Annotated in this window: 12 protein-coding genes; all 12 read left to right on the plus strand. The window is 55.3% G+C overall.

The features are described 5' to 3' along the window. Positions 1–52: 52 nt before the first annotated feature. The 12 genes from pepN to pheT all read left to right on the plus strand — a co-directional run bounded on the left by pepN (position 53) and on the right by pheT (position 18,728). Positions 53–2,695 (plus strand): aminopeptidase N, encoded by a 2,643-nt coding sequence (gene pepN, locus D777_RS01355; protein ID WP_036128022.1) that lies wholly within the window; start codon positions 53–55, stop codon positions 2,693–2,695. A gap of 179 nt (positions 2,696–2,874) precedes the next feature. After that, complete coding sequence (locus D777_RS01360; protein WP_036128025.1) at positions 2,875–4,263, plus strand: DUF1329 domain-containing protein; 1,389 nt, start codon at positions 2,875–2,877, stop codon at positions 4,261–4,263. A 141-nt stretch (positions 4,264–4,404) separates the two neighbouring features. After that, positions 4,405–5,550 (plus strand): WD40/YVTN/BNR-like repeat-containing protein, encoded by a 1,146-nt coding sequence (locus D777_RS01365; RefSeq protein ID WP_227501625.1) that lies wholly within the window; start codon positions 4,405–4,407, stop codon positions 5,548–5,550. A 48-nt stretch (positions 5,551–5,598) separates the two neighbouring features. Next, positions 5,599–7,986 (plus strand): efflux RND transporter permease subunit, encoded by a 2,388-nt coding sequence (locus D777_RS01370; protein ID WP_036128031.1) that lies wholly within the window; start codon positions 5,599–5,601, stop codon positions 7,984–7,986. A 190-nt stretch (positions 7,987–8,176) separates the two neighbouring features. Continuing rightward, a complete protein-coding gene (locus D777_RS01375) occupies positions 8,177–9,160 on the plus strand; it encodes a TAXI family TRAP transporter solute-binding subunit (RefSeq protein WP_036128033.1) in 984 nt (327 codons plus the stop codon). An 85-nt stretch (positions 9,161–9,245) separates the two neighbouring features. Continuing rightward, positions 9,246–11,843: a TRAP transporter permease gene (locus tag D777_RS01380; RefSeq protein WP_036128036.1), complete on the plus strand. Its 2,598-nt coding sequence runs from the start codon at positions 9,246–9,248 to the stop codon at positions 11,841–11,843. Positions 11,844–12,007: 164 nt separating this feature from the next. Beyond that, positions 12,008–13,933: a threonine--tRNA ligase gene (thrS, locus tag D777_RS01385; protein WP_036128039.1), complete on the plus strand. Its 1,926-nt coding sequence runs from the start codon at positions 12,008–12,010 to the stop codon at positions 13,931–13,933. After that, entirely contained in the window at positions 13,930–14,472 is a 543-nt protein-coding gene (gene infC / locus D777_RS01390; RefSeq protein WP_081849435.1) for a translation initiation factor IF-3, read from the plus strand. Before thrS ends, infC begins: the two co-directional genes overlap by 4 nt. Positions 14,473–14,564: 92 nt before the next feature. Beyond that, positions 14,565–14,756 carry a 50S ribosomal protein L35 gene (gene rpmI / locus D777_RS01395; protein WP_029652233.1) on the plus strand — a complete coding sequence of 64 codons (192 nt, stop codon included), beginning with the start codon at positions 14,565–14,567 and terminating at the stop codon, positions 14,754–14,756. A 51-nt stretch (positions 14,757–14,807) separates the two neighbouring features. Continuing rightward, complete coding sequence (gene rplT / locus D777_RS01400) at positions 14,808–15,161, plus strand: 50S ribosomal protein L20 (RefSeq protein WP_036128046.1); 354 nt, start codon at positions 14,808–14,810, stop codon at positions 15,159–15,161. 137 nt (positions 15,162–15,298) lie between these two features. Continuing rightward, the gene (gene pheS, locus D777_RS01405) at positions 15,299–16,297 is read left to right on the plus strand and encodes a phenylalanine--tRNA ligase subunit alpha (RefSeq protein ID WP_036128049.1); all 999 of its coding nucleotides are present in this window, start codon (positions 15,299–15,301) and stop codon (positions 16,295–16,297) included. A gap of 58 nt (positions 16,298–16,355) precedes the next feature. Continuing rightward, positions 16,356–18,728: a phenylalanine--tRNA ligase subunit beta gene (gene pheT, locus D777_RS01410; RefSeq protein WP_036128052.1), complete on the plus strand. Its 2,373-nt coding sequence runs from the start codon at positions 16,356–16,358 to the stop codon at positions 18,726–18,728.

Here is an 18,728-nt window from a genome sequence, read left to right on the forward strand (position 1 = left end):
TGCCCCGGCTGATCAGTTGAGAGTCCGGGGCAAAGCAATCTGGAGACGACTGATGCGTACCAATCAGCCAAAAACCATCTACTTGAGTGAATACCGGGTCCCTGCGTATCTGGTGGATTCTGTTGACCTGACGTTTGAACTGTTTGAAGAGGGCGCTCGGGTTCACAGTGTTCTTTCGGTGCGCCGTAACCCGGATTCGGACGCTGGCCCAGCGCCACTGGAACTGGACGGGGACAGCCTTAAGCTAGAATCGTTGGCCCTGGATGGCAAGACACTGGACGAGGGGGCGTTCGAAGATCTGGGGGATCGCCTGGTTATCCCAGGCGTTCCTGAGACCTTCGAATTGACTGTCGTGACCTGGATTGAGCCCCAGAACAACACCCGCCTTGAGGGGCTTTACAAGTCCTCCGGCATGTTCTGTACCCAGTGCGAAGCGGAAGGTTTCCGTTGCATCACGTACTTTCCGGACAGGCCTGATGTCATGTCCCGGTTCCGCACCCGCATTGAAGCCGAAAAGTCGGCGTACCCGGTGCTGCTGTCAAACGGCAACGATGTCGACCGCGGTGATCTGGCCGATGGCCGGCATTTCGTTACCTGGGAAGATCCATTCCCAAAGCCTTGCTACCTGTTTGCATTGGTTGCAGGCGATCTCGTTGAGAAGCGCGACAGTTTCACGACCTGTTCAGGGCGTGAGATCGATCTTCGTATGTACGTAGAGCCGCGGAACGCCGAGAAATGTGATCACGCCATGGATTCTCTCAAGCGTTCCATGCGTTGGGATGAGGATGTCTACGGTCGTGAGTATGACCTTGATATCTTCATGATTGTGGCCGTGGATGACTTCAACATGGGCGCGATGGAGAACAAGGGCCTTAACATCTTCAACTCGTCGTGTGTGCTGGCAAGCCAGGAAACGGCGACGGATATGGCGTTTCAGCGGATTGAAGCCATTGTTGCCCATGAATACTTTCACAACTGGTCGGGCAATCGCGTGACCTGCCGCGACTGGTTCCAGTTGAGCCTGAAGGAAGGTTTTACCGTCTTCCGGGATGCGTCCTTTTCGGCGGACACTGGCTCCCCAACGGTAAAGCGTATTGAGGACGTGACCCTGCTGCGCACCGCGCAGTTTGCCGAAGATGCGGGACCGATGTCGCATCCGGTGCGGCCGTCTTCCTACATGGAGATTTCCAACTTCTACACCCTGACGATCTATGAGAAGGGTGCCGAAGTCGTCCGCATGATTCACTCACTCCTGGGCCCGGACATGTTCCGCAAAGGCAGCGATCTCTACTTTGAGCGCCACGATGGCCAGGCGGTGACAACCGATGACTTCGTGCGCGCGATGGAAGACGCCTCAGGGCGCGATCTCAGCCAGTTCCGCCTCTGGTATGAACAAGCGGGCACGCCGGTGCTGGACGTTTCAGACGAATTTGACGCCAGTGCGGGCATTTATCGACTGACGATTCGCCAGAGCATTCCGGATACTCCGGGGCAGAGCAACAAGCAGCCGCAGCACATTCCCTTTGCTATGGGGCTGCTAGGGGCGCAAGGGCAGGCACTGCCTTTGAGGTTGCGGTCTGGAGACACCGATGCCCCGCTCGAGCGCGTTCTGGAACTGACGGATGCGGAGCATACTTTCGAGTTTCACGGTCTGGACGAACGTCCCGTACCGTCGTTGTTGCGGCATTTCTCCGCACCGGTTCGCGTCAGCTATCCCTGGACACGTGAACAGCTCCAGTTCCTGATGAGTCACGACCCGGATGGTTTCAATCGCTGGGACGCCGGGCAGCGACTGGCGGTGGATGTCATTCAGGGGCTGGTAGGAAACCCGGATGAAGATGCGATCGATAGCCGGTTGGTGGACGCTTATCGTCAACTGATCTCCGACAGTTCCCTGGACCAGGCGTTGGTGGCGAAAATGCTGCAGTTACCGTCTGAGGCCTATCTGATCGAACTGTCAGAGGCGGCAGACGCTCCTGCGATTCATGCGGCGCGTGAGCGTGTGCTCAAGCGCCTGGCGACGGCCCTCCGTGACGAGCTCGTGGCTTGTTACAACCGTAATCACCAGAGTGGGCCCTATCGGGTGACGCCGGAGCAGATTGCCGGTCGTAGTCTGCGTAATACAGCGCTTTCCTGGCTGTTGTTGATCAATGACGACGAAGGGCGTGAGCTGGCATCCCAGCAGTTCCGGGCCGCCGACAACATGACGGATCGCATGGGGGCGCTCAGGGCGCTGGTGAATTCTGACTACGAAGCGGATCGCGAGCGGGTGCTGTCAGAATTCTATGAGCGCTTCCGCCATGATCCTCAAGTGGTGGAGCAGTGGTTCTCGGTCCAGGCCGCCAGTGGTCAGGCTGGCCGCCTTCCGCAGATTCGGGCGCTGCTTGAGCATGAGGCCTTTGATTGGAAAAATCCCAACAAAGTGCGCTCTGTGATCGGCGCGTTTGCCGGCCAGAACCTGGCGGAATTCCATAAACCCGATGGGTCGGGGTATGAATTCCTGGCCGAGCAGGTGTGTCGCCTGGACGACAGCAATCCCCAGATTGCGGCCAGACTGGTAACTCCGCTTACCCGCTGGCGCAAGTTTGCACCCTCCTACGGTGAGCAGATGAAAGCCGGTCTGGAGAAGGTTCGTGACAAGGCCGGGCTGTCCCGGGATGTCTACGAGGTCGTGCATAAGAGTCTCGCCGACTGACTGGGAATGCCTGAAACCGGCTGTGACAAGGCGACCTGAGTCACAGCCGGAAACAAAATCGCACTTTCGGTCGATAGACTTTGTTGCCTGATCCGCTAATCTGAGTGAAAGTCTGTGACTCCAACAGGCAAATAATAAAAGCCCACCCAGAGGCTTCCAGACGGATTTAAGGTTAAATAATGAGATACAACAAAAACACGATCCTCAGCGGCCTTGTGGCCCTATCGCTGGCTGCGGCTCCGGCCTATGCTGCTGTGTCAGCCAGTGAAGCAGCACGCCTTGGTAAAGATCTGACACCGTTTGGCTCTCCCAAGGCCGGTAACGCATCCGGTACTATTCCTGACTGGACCGGGGGGCTGACGCAACCTCCGGCCGGTTATGAGGGGAGCGGTCAACACCATCCAGACCCGTTCCCGGAAGATGAAGTCCTTTTTACCATCAACGCCTCCAATGCGGATCAGTACAAAGAGCATCTGACTGACGGTGTTCTGGCCATGCTCGAAACCTACCCGACCACGTTCAGGCTGCCGATCTACAAGAGCCGGCGGAGCCACGCGGTTCCGGCTTGGGTGGCAGAAAACACCAAAGAAAACGCAACCAGTGCCGAGATCGTTGGTGAAAGTGCTGGTATCAAGGGCGCCTTTGGTGGCTATCCGTTCCCGATTCTCAGCGGCAACAACGAACAGAAAGCCTGGCAGGTAATCTGGAACCATCTGACTCGTTGGCGCGGTGTGTCATTGACCCGCCGAGCCAGTGAGGTTGCTGTTCAGCAGGATGGTGAGTACTCGCTTGTTACCTCCCAGCAGGAAGCGTTCTTCAACTTCTACAACCCCGAGGGTAGTGAAGATACGCTGGACAACATCATTTTCTATTATCTGTCCTTTACCCAGTCGCCGCCCCGTCTGGCCGGTGGCGCAATCCTGGTCCATGAAACCATGAACCAGATTATCAATCCCCGGAACGGATGGGGCTACAACGCGGGGCAGCGTCGTGTCCGTCGTGCGCCCAACCTGGGCTATGACTCCCCGATAGCTGCGGCTGATAACCTGCGTACCGCCGACGATACTGACATCTTTAACGGTGCGATGGATCGCTACACCTGGACCTATGAGGGCAAGCGCGAGATCTATTTACCCTACAATAACTACAAGATCGCCCAGCAGGGACTGCCATATTCCGAGATTCTGGGAATGTCCCACCTGAATCCGGACCTTATGCGCTGGGAATTGCATCGCGTTCACGTAGTTACTGCTACTCTCAAGGAAGGCGAGCGTCACATCTACGCAAAACGCCGTTTCTATGTCGATGAAGACAGCTGGAATACCGCGTTGCTCGATCAGTACGATGGTCGCGGTGAGCTCTGGAGAGTGAGCATGGGCGTTCTGAAGAACTATTATGAGTTGCCCGGCGTGTGGACAACGCTTGAGGCCTTCCATGATCTGCAGGCTCGCCGATACCACGTTCAGGGACTGGATACCGAAGAGCCCAACACCCGGGTCTTCACAAACGATGTTCCAAACAAGCGTTACTTCTCGCCAGCGTCACTGCGTCGCCGGAGTGTCCGCTAAGACACACGGCCGCGCAGCTCCTGTGTGAGCGAGAGGAACAGGAAGTGATTCAACCGGCATCTGGAAAGGTGCCGGTATTTCTACAGTTAGAGCCGGCATTACCGGCCAGAGACACAGTAAAACAACCAATAGGCAAACCGAATGGCTACAAGCTTGATGTGTAAAACCCTTGGTGCTGCATGCCTTGGGCTTTCCATGGCCTGTGCGTCCCCGATTGCATTCGCGCTTGAGGACGTCATTGATAAACCTGCCCGACCGACGGAGCTTGCACCAGAAAGCCTCCTCAATGATGTTGTCCGGGCTGGCGACCGAATTGTCGCGGTTGGTGAGCGTGGGCACATTATCTATTCTGATGACGAGGGCCAGAGCTGGACCCAGGCGCAGGTGCCTGTATCAGTAACGCTGACCGGTATCGATTTTTCATCGGATGCCAAAGGGTGGGCCGTCGGTCATAGTGGCGTGGTGCTTCACTCTGAGGATGCCGGCGCCAACTGGGAGATTCAGTTGACCGGTATCCGTGCGGCCGAACTCGCCATTGCCAGCCAGGAAGACGCCATTGCCGACATGGAGGCGCGAGTTGAGGCGGCTCCGGAAGACGAGAAGGGCGATCTCGAATGGGCGCTGGACGATCTCTACTTCTCCCTGGAGAACATGCAGGCCGACCTTGATATCGGGCCGGTAAACCCGTTTCTGGACGTCTGGTTCGGTGATAACGATAACGGATTTGTGGTCGGCGCCTACGGCATGCTGTTCCATACCAAAGATGGCGGTGAAACCTGGCAGGACTGGGCACCAAAGCTTGAGAATCCCCAGAAGTTCCACCTTAACTCTGTAACCCGGGTTGCTGGCGGCGCCATGGTCATTGTCGGCGAAGCCGGTCAGATCCACGTGTCCGTCGATGGCGGAGATACCTGGGAGCGCCGGGAAAGCCCCTATCCGGGGTCGTTGTTCGGGGTGATCGGCACCGGTCGCGTCAATGAAATTCTGGCGTTTGGGCTCAGGGGGACCCTGATGTTTTCTTCCGATCTCGGAAAGTCCTGGTCCATGGTCAATACCGGCTCCACCGCGACGCTGAATGACGGCATGGCAGAGGACGACCGGGTTGTGCTCGTGGGTAACGGCGGAACCGTTCTGACCAGCGGAAATGGTGGTGATACCTTCCGTGATTACGTGCGGGCTGATCGTCAGGGACTGATGAGTGTTGTACCTGCCGATGGCACCGATCTGCTCATGGTTGGTGAAAGTGGCGTGACAATCACTGATGCCCAAGGCAAGAACCTTCAATAACGGCCCTGATGCGGCAATAACAGAACAGAGACATAGAGGGGCTTTTGAATGTCCAACCCGAAGCACGACAAGGGCGAACATTACCTGACAACACCCAAGGCGGAACCGTTCCTGGAACGGCTGATTTTTAACAATCGCGCCGCCATTCTGATCGGATTCCTGGTGTTGACACTTTTCCTTGGTTACAACGCCGTCAAGATCCAGCCAGATGCCAGCTTTGAGCGGATGATCCCGCTTGAGCATCCATACATTATCAACATGCTGGATCACCGTAATGACCTCCAGAACCTGGGCAACTTTGTGCGCATTGCCGTTGAGGTCAAAGAGGGCGATATTTTCACGCCGGAATACATGGAGACCCTCAAGCAGATTACCGATGAGGTTTTCTATCTAAGTGGTGTTGACCGTTCCGGGCTCAAGTCGCTCTGGACCTCCAACGTGCGTTGGGTAGAGGTTACGGAGCAGGGCTTCCAGGGTGGTACTGTCATCCCGGATGAGTACGACGGTTCGGCAACCAGCCTTGAGCAGCTGCGGCAGAATGCCTTGCGTTCCAACGAAGTGGGCCGCCTCATTGCTGACAACTTCAAGTCCACGATTGTCTATGCGCCGCTCTACGAGAAAAACCCTGAAACCGGCCAACCGCTGGACTACGGCGCGTTTTCCCGTCAGCTGGAAGAGAAAATCCGTCAGAAATACGGTGCCACGAACGACAATATCGAGATTCACATTGTTGGCTTTGCCAAGAAGGTTGGCGATCTGATTGAGGGCATTGGCTCCATTGCATGGTTTGCCGGCATCACGATTCTGCTGACAACGTTGCTGCTGTTCTGGTACTCCCGTTCCATCACCGGCACTCTTGTGCCCGTGTTTACCTCTATCATCGCGGTTTTCTGGCAGCTTGGCGCTTTGCGACTGCTGGGCTATGGGCTTGATCCCTATTCGGTTCTGGTTCCGTTCCTGGTATTTGCTATTGGCATCAGTCACGGTGTTCAGATTGTTAACGCCATGGCTGTGGAGGCTGCCAAGGGCTTTGATGCGGTTACGGCGGCCAGGCTGGCATTCCGCGCACTCTACATCCCGGGCATGCTAGCGTTGATCTCGGACGCGTTTGGCTTCCTGACCCTCTTCTTCATCGAAATCGACGTCATCCGCGACCTGGCTGTTGCGGCCGGTATCGGTGTTGCCTTCGTTATCGTTACCAACCTGGTTCTTCACGTTCTGATCATGTCCTATCTGGGCATTTCCAAAGGGGGCATTCGTCACGTCCAGAATCATGGTGAAAAACAGGATAGGAAATGGCGAGTACTATCTTATTTCTCTCACCCGGGAGTGGCTCCGATTTCACTGCTGATTGCGGTGATTGGACTTGGGCTTGGCGTTTACTACAAGCAGAATCTCAAGGTAGGGGATCTGGACCGGGGGGCGCCGGAATTGCGCGCGGACTCCCGTTATAACAAGGACAACGCGTTTATCATCGACAATTACTCCACCAGTGCCGATGTTCTGGTCGTGATGGTTAAAACGCCGGAAGAGCAGTGCACTCAGTACAGTGTACTGCGCGCGATGGATGCGCTGCAGTGGGAGCTGCAGAACACGCCGGGCGTGCAGTCCTCGGCGTCGCTATCGGATGTGTCGAAGATCGTTACCAAGGCCCTGAACGAGGGGAACTGGAAATGGTTTGAGATATCGCGAAACCAGACCATCATCAATGCTTCGATTCGAAGTGCGCCGTCCGGCTTGATCAATACCAACTGCAGCCTCACGCCGGTACTGGTATTCCTGGAGGATCACAAGGCGGAAACACTGCAGACGGTCGTTGCAGAGGTTGAAGCCTTTGCTGAAGAGAACAGCAATGAGGAGCATACATTCCTGTTGGCAGCCGGTAATGCCGGGGTTGAGGCGGCGACCAACGAGGTGATCTCCAAAGCCAAGGACATGATGCTGATCTTTGTCTATGGCGTGGTGAGTTTGCTCTGCTTCCTGACGTTCCGCTCACTCCGTGCGGTGCTGTGTATTGTAATTCCTCTGGGCCTGACGTCCGTGTTGTGTGAAGCCATTATGGCGGTTTCCGGAATCGGAATTAAGGTTGCGACTCTGCCGGTTATTGCTCTGGGTGTTGGTATCGGTGTTGATTACGGCATCTATATCTACAGCAAGCTCGAGAAGTACCTGCTTGAGGGCAAAACGTTGCAGGAGGCTTACTTCCAGACACTGCGCTCAACGGGTAAAGCGGTTGTATTTACCGGTGTCACCCTGGGCCTGGGTGTCGTGACCTGGATCTTCTCTCCGATCAAGTTCCAGGCGGATATGGGCTTCCTGCTGTTCTTCATGTTCCTCTGGAATATGGTGGGCGCCATCTGGCTGCTTCCGGCGCTGGCCCGCTTCCTGCTGCGCCCTGATCGCATGCTTGCCAAGGCCCGAGGCGCTGGCAAATAAGCCTGACTTCCATGGTAAGAAACAAAAAAGCCCGCAATGCGGGCTTTTTTGTTGGTGGTTCAACCGGTTAGGCTCCGATCTGCTACTTTATTTATGCTCAGAACTGGTCTATGTTCTAAATCGGACTCAAGGTTTGTCCGTCCGTTGGCGGACTTACCGACAATAACGAACAGAAGAAGGAAGATCTCACATGACACTGAAGCTCAAGGTATCCGCTCTTGCTGTTGCAGCTGCTGTCAGCTTTGGCACTGCCTCTACCGCTGTCTCTGCTCAGGAACAGCGTTTCGTGACCATTGGTACCGGTGGTGTGACCGGTGTTTACTACCCGGCTGGTGGTGCAATTTGTCGTCTGGTGAATATGGATCGTAAGGAGCACGGCATCCGTTGTTCTGTTGAGAGTACCGGCGGCTCTGTTTATAACCTGAATGCGATTCGTCAGGGCGAACTGGACCTTGCGGTTGCCCAGTCTGACTGGCAGTACCATGCCTACAATGGCACCAGTCAGTTCAAGGAAGATGGCCCGAACAAGGATCTTCGTGCTGTATTCTCTCTGCACCCGGAACCATTCACCGTTGTGGCGAGCAAAGGCTCTGGCATCAAGACATTTGAAGACCTCGAAGGCAAACGGGTTTCCGTTGGTAATCCAGGGTCCGGTCAGCGTGCGACAGCTGAGGTTCTGATGAACGAAATGGGCTGGGGTATGGACAAATTCTCCCTGGCAGCGGAGCTGAAAGCCGCGGAGCAGTCCCAGGCCCTTTGTGATGGCAACATTGATGCGTTCTTCTATACCGTTGGCCATCCGTCCGGTTCCATCAAAGAGGCCACAACGTCCTGTGACAGCGTTCTGGTGAACGTCGACAATGCGGCCACCAAGGCGTTGATTGACGAAAACCCATACTACCGTAAGGCGGTTATCCCGGGTGGTATGTACCGTGGCAGCGATGAAGACACCACCACCTTCGGTGTGGCGGCGACGTTTGTTTCATCCACCGATGTACCTAACGATGTGGTCTATGAAGTCGTGAAGGCTGTGTTTGAGAACTTTGACAGCTTCAAGCGTCTGCACCCGGCCTTTGCCAACCTGAAGAAAGAGGAAATGGTTTCTGACGCTCTGAGTGCCCCCCTGCACCCGGGCGCAGCCAAGTACTACAAAGAAGCTGGTCTGATCGACTGATCTGACTCAGTGGTGAAATCGACCGTGGGCCTGCGAGCCCACGGTTTTTCATGACCCTCCCGTTTTCCTCTGACAGGACTCAGCTATGACCAATAGCGACCCGAGAGCCGGGGAAGATACCGATAAGCAGAAGGTTGAAGAATTTCTTCAGACCGAGTCCGGTGGAAGGGCTACCACGGGGCCTGCCGCCGTTATCCTTTTCGTCGTCCCTCTGCTCTGGTCTCTTTTTCAGCTATGGATAGCATCCCCGCTACCGTATATTTTTGAATTTGGCGTGTTTAATTCCACGGAAGCGCGCTCGATTCACCTGGCCTTTGCGGCTTTTCTGGCCTTCGCAGCTTTCCCGATGATCAAAGGTAAGCATGCGAACCATGTGCCGGTCTACGACTGGATTCTGGCACTTGCGGCGGCTTTTGCGGCGTCGTATTTGTACGTCTTCTATGATCAGCTTGCCACCCGGCCGGGAGCTCCGAATACCCAGGATATGGTTGTGGCCCTGGGTGGCCTGGTGCTGTTGCTGGAGGCGACTCGCCGATCTCTTGGATTGCCGCTCACCATCGTGGCGGCGGTCTTTATTACCTACTCGCTGGCCGGCCCGTATATGCCGGATGTGATCTCCCACAAGGGTGCCAGTCTGAGCAAGCTGGCGTCGCACCAGTGGTTGGGAACCGAAGGTGTGTTTGGTGTTGCACTGGGCGTGTCTACCAGTTTTGTTTTCCTGTTTGTTCTGTTTGGCGCTCTGCTTGAGCGGGCGGGCGCAGGAAATTACTTTATTCAGGTGGCTTATGCCCTGTTGGGTCACATGCGTGGTGGTCCCGCCAAAGCGGCGGTTGTCTCCAGTGGACTGAGCGGTGTGATTTCCGGTTCCTCCATTGCAAACGTGGTGACCACGGGTACCTTCACCATCCCGCTTATGAAGCGTGTCGGCTTCCCGGCGACCAAAGCTGGCGCGGTTGAGGTGGCAGCCTCAACCAATGGTCAGCTTACGCCGCCGATTATGGGGGCGGCCGCCTTCCTGATGGTGGAGTATGTGGGTATTTCCTATCTGGAAGTCATCAAGCATGCCATCCTGCCTGCGATGATCTCCTACGTTGCCCTGATTTACATCGTGCATCTGGAAGCCTGCAAGTTGAACATGAAGGGAATTGAGCGCCTGAATCGCCCAACGCTGGCTCAGAGAATGCTGAACTGGGTTGTGCTCTTGCTGGGGCTTAGCATCCTGACTCTGGTGGTTTACTACGGCATCGGCTGGATGAAAGATTGGCTTGGCGCGGCAGCGATCTGGGTACTTGCGCCCCTGCTTCTGATTGTCTATATCGGTCTTGTTGCTTACTCCACGCGGTTTCCGGATCTGGAAGAGGATGATCCGGAAAAGGCAATGGATGAACTGCCGGAAGTCGGTCCTACGGTTAAAACCGGTCTGTACTTCCTGTTGCCGGTGGTTGTGCTGGTCTGGTGCCTGACCGTTGAACGCTTTTCTCCGCAGTTGTCGGCGTTCTGGGCCACGGTTTTCATGATCTTCATCGTGATTACCCAGGATCCGATCAAGGCATTTTTCAACAAGCAGGGTGGTTATGGTGCGCTTGTGAAACAAGGGGTGGTGGATCTCGGCCACTCCCTCGTAACCGGTGCCCGGAACATGGTCGGTATCGGCGTAGCGACTGCCACAGCGGGTATTGTTGTGGGTACAGTCACCCTCACTGGTATCGGGCTGGTTATGACTCAGTTTGTTGAGTTCATTTCGGGCGGCAACCTGTTGTTGATGCTCATCTTTACCGCATTGATCAGTTTGATATTGGGTATGGGGCTGCCGACCACGGCTAACTACATCGTGGTCTCTACCCTGATGGCGCCTGTGATCGTGACGCTCGGCGCCGCGAATGGGTTGCTTGTACCTCTGATTGCGGTTCACCTGTTTGTGTTCTACTTCGGGATCCTTGCTGATGATACGCCGCCCGTGGGGCTTGCGGCCTATGCAGCGGCAGCGATATCCGGGGGCGATCCCATACGAACGGGGGTTCAGGGCTTCACCTACGACATCCGCACGGCGATCCTGCCTTTCATGTTCATCTTCAACACGCAGTTGTTGCTGATCGGACTGACCGGTTGGGTGGATCTGCTGATTACCATTTTCAGCGCGGTGACAGCCATGCTGGTATTTTCCGCAGCAACCCAGGGTTTCTGGTTCACCAAGACCCGTTGGTGGGAGACGGTGCTTCTGCTGCTGATTACGTTCACCTTGTTCAGGCCGGGATTCTGGTGGGATATGGTCTATCCGCCCACGGAAGATCGACCTGGAACCGAAATTCTGGAATATGTTGATGGAGTTCCGGCAGGTGATCCGATCATCATTCAGGCTTCTGGTATGTCGATCGACGGCACCGATGTGTCCAAGTACCTGAGGTTGCCTTTGCCGGAGGCAGATAGCCCCGAGCAACGTCTCGCGGCGGCCGGCCTGGAAGTATCTCCAAGCGGGGATCAGATGGTGGTGGACTTCGTGAACTTTGGCAGTGTTGCCGAACAAGCCGGTATCAGTTTTGGCTGGACCATTGACGCCGTGCAGGTGCAGAAAGAGCGTCCACCTAAAGAGCTGATGTTTATTCCGGCGTTAATCCTGCTCGGTATTCTGGCGTTCGGACAGCTCCGAAGAAGGGCGCGGGAAGGTGTACCCAAGGCTGCCTGACGGCTGTCTTTGTTTCTTTTGCGCTGCACAAGCCCGGCATTAACCTGCCGGGCTTTTTTCTGGTAGACTTCCGCTCCAAATGGCCCGTGGTTTGTATCACGGCAGGCCATCACCATGTGATCTCTGGTATAGATCACCGCTGACTCAACCTACAGGAGCTTTTCATGCCCGTCGTTACTTTGCCCGATGGCAGTCACCGCAGTTTTTCCGAATCCGTTACCGTTCATGATGTTGCAGCCGATATCGGTGCAGGACTTGCCAAGGCCGCTCTGGCCGGACGTGTAAACGGTAAGCTGGTGGACACGAGCTATCAGATCGATGAAGACATTGAACTGGCCATCGTAACCGAGCGGGACGAGGATGGTGTCGATATTATTCGCCATTCCACCGCTCACCTTTTGGCGATGGCCGTCAAGGAGTTGTTCCCGGAAGCGCAGGTCACGATCGGCCCCGTGGTGGATAACGGCTTCTACTACGACTTCAAGTTCGATCGTCCGTTTACCAATGACGATCTGGCGCGTATCGAAAAGCGTATGGAAGAGCTGGCCAAGCAGGACATTCCGGTATCGCGGTCTGTCATGTCACGTGGTGATGCGGTAAAGCTTTTCGAGGACATGGGCGAGGAATACAAGGTCCGAATCATCGAAGACATTCCTGGCGACGAAGACCTTTCGTTCTACCGCCAGGGTGATTTCATCGATCTTTGTCGTGGGCCGCACGTGCCCAGCACCGGCAAACTCAAGGCTTTCAAACTGACCAAGGTGGCAGGCGCCTACTGGCGTGGGGACACCAGCAACGAGCAGTTGCAGCGGGTCTACGGTACTGCCTGGGGCAACAAGAAGGAGCTCAAGGCCTACCTGAACCGCCTGGAAGAAGCGGAAAAACGTGACCACCGCAAGGTCGGCAAGAAACTGAACCTGTTCCATATGCAGGAAGAAGCGCCGGGCATGGTGTTCTGGCACCCGGACGGTTGGTCTCTGTACCAGGAAGTAGAACAGTACATGCGTCGCAAACAGCAACAGCATGGCTACAAGGAAATTCGTACACCGCAGGTGGTTTCCCGCACGCTCTGGGAAAAGTCGGGGCACTGGGACAAGTTCCAGGACGACATGTTCACCACCGAGTCCGAAAAGCACGATTACGCCATCAAGCCGATGAACTGCCCGTGCCACGTTCAGGTGTTTAACCAGGGCCTCAAGAGTTATAAGGATCTGCCTCTGCGGCTGGCAGAATTTGGCTCTTGCCACCGGAATGAGGCATCCGGTGCCTTGCATGGCCTGATGCGTGTTCGTGGCTTTACGCAGGATGATGCGCATATCTTCTGTGAGGAAGACGCGATTCAGACTGAAGTGTCCGCCTTTATCGAAATGCTGCACGAAATCTATACGGACTTCGGTTTTACCGAGATTCTGTACAAGCTCTCGACCCGTCCGGAAAAACGTGTTGGTTCGGATGAGGTCTGGGATAAGGCTGAGGCCGCCCTTGAAGAAGCGCTGAACCGCGAGGGTGTCGACTGGGAGCTGCTGCCGGGTGAGGGGGCTTTCTATGGCCCGAAGATCGAATTTTCCCTGAAAGACTGTATCGGCCGTGTTTGGCAGTGCGGCACCATTCAGGTTGATTTCTCCATGCCGGGACGCCTGGGTGCCCAGTATGTGGCCGATAATTCCGAGCGCAAGACACCGGTTATGCTGCACCGGGCGGTGCTCGGTTCTTTCGAGCGCTTTATCGGTATTCTGATAGAAGAGTATGAGGGATCGTTCCCGACCTGGCTCGCGCCGACTCAGGTTGCGGTCCTCAATATCACCGATAATCAGCGTGATTTTTGTCAGGATCTGGAGAAAAAGCTAGAATCTTGCGGCTATAGGGTTAATGCTGACTTGAGAAACGAGAAGATCGGCTTTAAAATCCGCGAGCATACTCTTAACAAGGTTCCCTATCTTGTCGTCGTTGGCGACAAGGAAGTAGAGAACAATGCCGTTGCAGTACGTACTCGCAAGGGCGAAGATCTGGGAACTATGTCGATCGATGAGTTCAAGCAACTTCTTGCAGATGACGTCGATCGCAAAGGTAGAACTAAAACGGAGATCTGATTATTAAACAGCGAGCGAATCGGGGACGCGCACCAAAAGCGCCGATCAACGAGAATATTGATGCAACTGAAGTCCGTCTGATTGACGCGGAAGGCAATCAGGTAGGGGTGGTTCCCATTGAGGAAGCCCTCAAGCTGGCGGAAGAGGCGACTCTTGATCTGGTTCAGGTTACGGATTCCGATCCGATCGTCTGTAAGATAATGGACTATGGCAAGAAAATCTTCGAAGAGAAGAAAGCCAAGGCCGCTGCCAAGAAAAAGCAGAAGCAGACTCAGATCAAAGAGCTTAAGTTCCGTCCAGGAACTGAAGAAGGGGATTATCAGGTCAAACTACGCAACCTGGTACGTTTCCTTGAAAACGGGGACCGCGGCAAGATCACAATTCGCTTCCGTGGGCGTGAGATGGCACACCAGGAAATTGGTATGAAGCTCATGCAGCGGATTGAAGAAGATGTGGCCGAGCTGGGCCAGGTGGAACTGCGGCCGAAAATGGAAGGCCGTCAGATGACCATGGTCGTGGCGCCCCGCAAGAAGAAGTGAACCTGATCCAATGACGGGTCCCCCGCATCGGCGGGGGATTTGTCGTTCAGGGGCACATGTGTTTTTTTATAATAGAATGCGGAGTTTTAAAAATGCCGAAGATGAAAACCAAAAGTGGAGCTACTAAACGGTTCAAGAAGACCGCCAATGGCTTCAAGCACAAGCAGTCCTTCACCAGTCATATTCTGACCAAGAAGAGCCCAAAGCGTAAGCGTCAGCTCCGTGGTACCAAGCTGATCGCCAAGTCTGATGTGGCTTCCATCAAGCGTATGACCGCGTGCTAACGCAGGCGCTAACGATTCCTGAAAAGGTTTAGAAGGTAGAAGGATTAAAGTATGGCTCGTGTAAAACGTGGTGTGGTAGCACGCCGTCGTCACAAGAAAGTTCTTAATCAGGCTAAAGGCTACTACGGTGCCCGCAGTCGTGTATTTCGTGTAGCCAAGCAGGCGGTTATCAAGGCCGGTCAGTACGCGTACCGTGACCGTCGTAACCGCAAGCGTGCGTTCCGCGCTCTGTGGATTGCTCGTATCAACGCTGGTGCCCGCGCAAACGGCCTGTCTTACAGCCGTCTGATCGCTGGTCTGAAAAAGGCTAACGTTGAAATCGATCGTAAGGTTCTGGCAGATCTGGCCATGAACGAACAGCAGGCGTTTGCTGCTGTTGTCGAGAAAGCCAAAGCATCCCTGTGATCGCTTAAGCTCTTCATCGATTGATGATCGATTTGGGCGTCTCATGGCATCATGAAGGCGCCTTCTGATAGGGGAAGGGCACGCTCTTCCCCTATTTTTGTTTTAACCTACCCCATTTCTGGTTTGGAGCAGGGTCAATGGAAAACCTGGAGCAACTGGTTCAGGACGGGCTGAACGCTGTTGAAAGTGCCGACAGCCTACAAGCACTTGATCAAATTCGTGTGGAATACCTCGGCAAGAAAGGGGTAATCACCCAGCAGGCGAAGACGCTGGGCAAGTTATCTCCCGAGGAGCGTCCCGCTGCCGGCCAGAAAATCAACGAAGCCAAGGGGCAGGTCGAACAGGCGATCAACGCTCGCCGTACCGGGCTCGAAAAGGCGGCCATCGAAGCAAAACTGGCCAGCGAATCCATTGATGTTACGTTACCAGGCCGCGGCCAGGATCTCGGCGGTCTTCATCCGGTTACCCGTACGCTCCAACGGGTCGAGGAATTCTTTGCCCGCGCCGGATACACCGTCGAGCAGGGGCCGGAGATCGAAGACGATTACCACAACTTCGAGGCCCTCAATATTCCCGGTCACCACCCGGCGCGGGCCATGCACGACACGTTCTACTTCAATCCGGGAACGGTTCTTCGCACCCACACGTCGCCGGTTCAGATCCGTACCATGGAGGCTGGCAAGCCGCCCTTCCGTATGATCTGCCCGGGTCGGGTCTATCGTTGCGATTCTGATATGACCCATACCCCCATGTTCCATCAGGTCGAAGGGTTGCTGGTGGAGAAAAATGTCAGCTTTGCCGACTTGAAGAGTACCGTGGAAGAATTCCTCCGGGTGTTCTTCGAACGAGACCTTCAGGTGCGTTTCCGTCCATCCTACTTCCCGTTCACCGAGCCCTCTGCAGAGGTGGATATCGAGTGGGGCAGGGAAGCCGACGGCAGCATCAAGTGGCTCGAAGTGATGGGATGCGGAATGGTGCATCCGAAAGTTTTTGAACACTGCGGTATTGATTCGGAAGAATACCGTGGTTTCGCCTTTGGCCTGGGCGTAGAGCGACTGGCCATGCTGCGCTACGGCGTGAACGACCTGCGCATGTTCTTCGATAACGATCTGCGTTTCCTGCGACAGTTCCGTTAATCACGCGTCGGACAGATTCAAAAATTCAGGCGAAATCGCATCAGGACAAGGCAATAACATGAAATTCAGTGAACAGTGGCTGCGCGAGTGGGTTAATCCGGAAATTGGCACTCAGGAATTGATGGATCAGATCACCATGGCTGGTCTGGAAGTGGATGGTTTTGAGCCCGTGGCGGGTGATTTCACCGGCATTGTGGTCGGTGAGGTTCAATCCGTTGAGGCCCATCCGGATGCAGACAAGCTCCGCGTTTGCCAGGTCAGTGACGGCAGCAATGTGGTGCAGGTGGTTTGCGGCGCGCCCAATGTTCGGCAAGGCCTGAAAGTACCATTTGCGGTGGTGGGTGCGGTGTTGCCCGGAAATTTCAAGATCAAAAAGGCGAAGCTTCGTGGTCAGCCCTCCGAGGGCATGCTGTGTTCTGAGTCCGAGCTCGGGCTTTCTGACAACCACGATGGGTTGATGGAGTTGCCTGCCGACGCACCGGTTGGCCAGGCTGTGGCTGAGTACCTGAAGCTCAATGACGTCACCATCGATGTCGACCTCACACCGAACCGCAGCGATTGTCTGTCTATCAAGGGGATTGCACGGGAAGTTGGCGTTCTGAACAGTACCCAGGTTGAAAGCCCGGTCATCGAGGCTGTCGACGCGGTGCACTCCGAGGTGCCGGATATTCGTATTGAGGCTCCGGCGGGCTGCCCTCGTTATTTGGGGCGCGTTCTCCGCAACGTAAACATCCAGGCGCAAACGCCGCTCTGGATGAAAGAGAAACTGCGCCGTTCAGGCATCCGCTCCATCGACCCCGCGGTTGATGTGACGAACTACGTGTTGCTTGAACTGGGCCAGCCGATGCATGCGTTTGACCGCGATGAACTCAAGGGCGGGATTGTTGTGCGCATGGCGAGCCAGGGCGAGAAGCTGGTATTGCTGGACGGCCAGGAAGTTGAGCTTACCGAGCAGACACTGATCATCGCCGATCATGAGAAGCCCGTTGCTATTGCTGGGGTAATGGGCGGCGAGCACTCCGGCGTGAGCACAAAGACCCGGGACCTGGTGCTTGAAGCAGCGTACTTCGACCCAATCATTCTCGCGGGTAAGGCGCGTCATTATGGTTTGCACACCGATGCGTCCCACCGGTTTGAGCGTGGCGTTGATTACAAGCTCGCTCGTGACGCCATGGAGCGGGCAACGCGCCTGTTGATGGATATCGTCGGCGGTGAGCCTGGGGAGGTCGTGGAAGTTGTCAGCGAGGAGGACCTTCCTGCAGACAAGCTCGTTCAGTTGCGTGCCAAGCGCCTGACGGATGTTCTGGGGCTGGAAATTGATCGCACCACAGTTGAAGAAATCCTGACCCGTCTCGGTCTGCATGTGGAAAAACTGCTCAAGGATGGCTGGGAGATCAGCGTCCCGAGTTTCCGTCCCGATATCTCCATTGAAGAAGACCTGATCGAAGAAGTTGGCAGGATCTATGGGTATAACAACCTGCCGGTGACCGAACCGAACGGCTCTCTGGGCCTGCGTCCACGCGAGGAAGCGACTCGCCCAGTCTCTGCCATCCGGAATTTCTTCGTCGACAATGGGTATCAGGAGGCGATTACGTACAGCTTCGTGGATCCGAAAATCCAGAAGCTCGTTGATCCGGAAAATGAAGGTATCGCTCTGGCGAATCCTATCTCCTCGGATCTCTCTGTCATGCGGACCAGTCTCTGGAGCGGCCTGCTGAAGACGGTTGCGTACAACCAGAATCGTCAGCAACCGCGTATCCGCCTGTTTGAAACCGGCTTGAGGTTCCAGCAGGATGGCGAGCGTATCGATCAGCAGCCAATGCTTGCAGGTGTTGTGGTTGGCTCACAGTATCCGGAAAACTGGGTAAACGGTCGCAGAACCGCGGATTTCTTTGATGTAAAAGGGGATCTTGAGAGTCTGTTCCGGGTGCTTGGTATCGAAATCCAGTTTGTTGGTAGTCAGCATCCTGCGCTGCATCCTGGCCAGACTGCGGAGCTTCTGCGGGATGGTGAGCATGTCGGCTGGCTCGGTACCTTGCACCCGCAAGTGCAGAAAAATCTTGAACTTAATGGCACGATCCTGATGTTTGAGCTATTCTTGAATTCGATCGTTACCGGTTATGTGCCTAATTTCAAAGAAATTTCAAAATTCCCGGAAGTTCGCAGGGATTTGGCTATCATTACCGGGAGCGAGGTGGCGTTTGCCGAGGTTGAGCGTGTGGCTAGAAAGCACGCAGGCGAGCACCTTACGGCGTTGCGTGCGTTTGATGTCTATGAAGGCGAGAGTCTGGGCGAGGGTAACCGTAGCCTGGCTTTGAGCCTGTTCTGGCAGCATCCCGAGCGCACGTTGAACGAGGATGAAGTGCATTCGCTCTTCAACGGTGTGATTGACGCATTGAAAGAAGAGCTGGGGGCAACACTGAGGAGTTGA

It is taken from the genome of Marinobacter nitratireducens (assembly GCF_000708045.1).
Taxonomy (GTDB): domain Bacteria; phylum Pseudomonadota; class Gammaproteobacteria; order Pseudomonadales; family Oleiphilaceae; genus Marinobacter; species Marinobacter nitratireducens.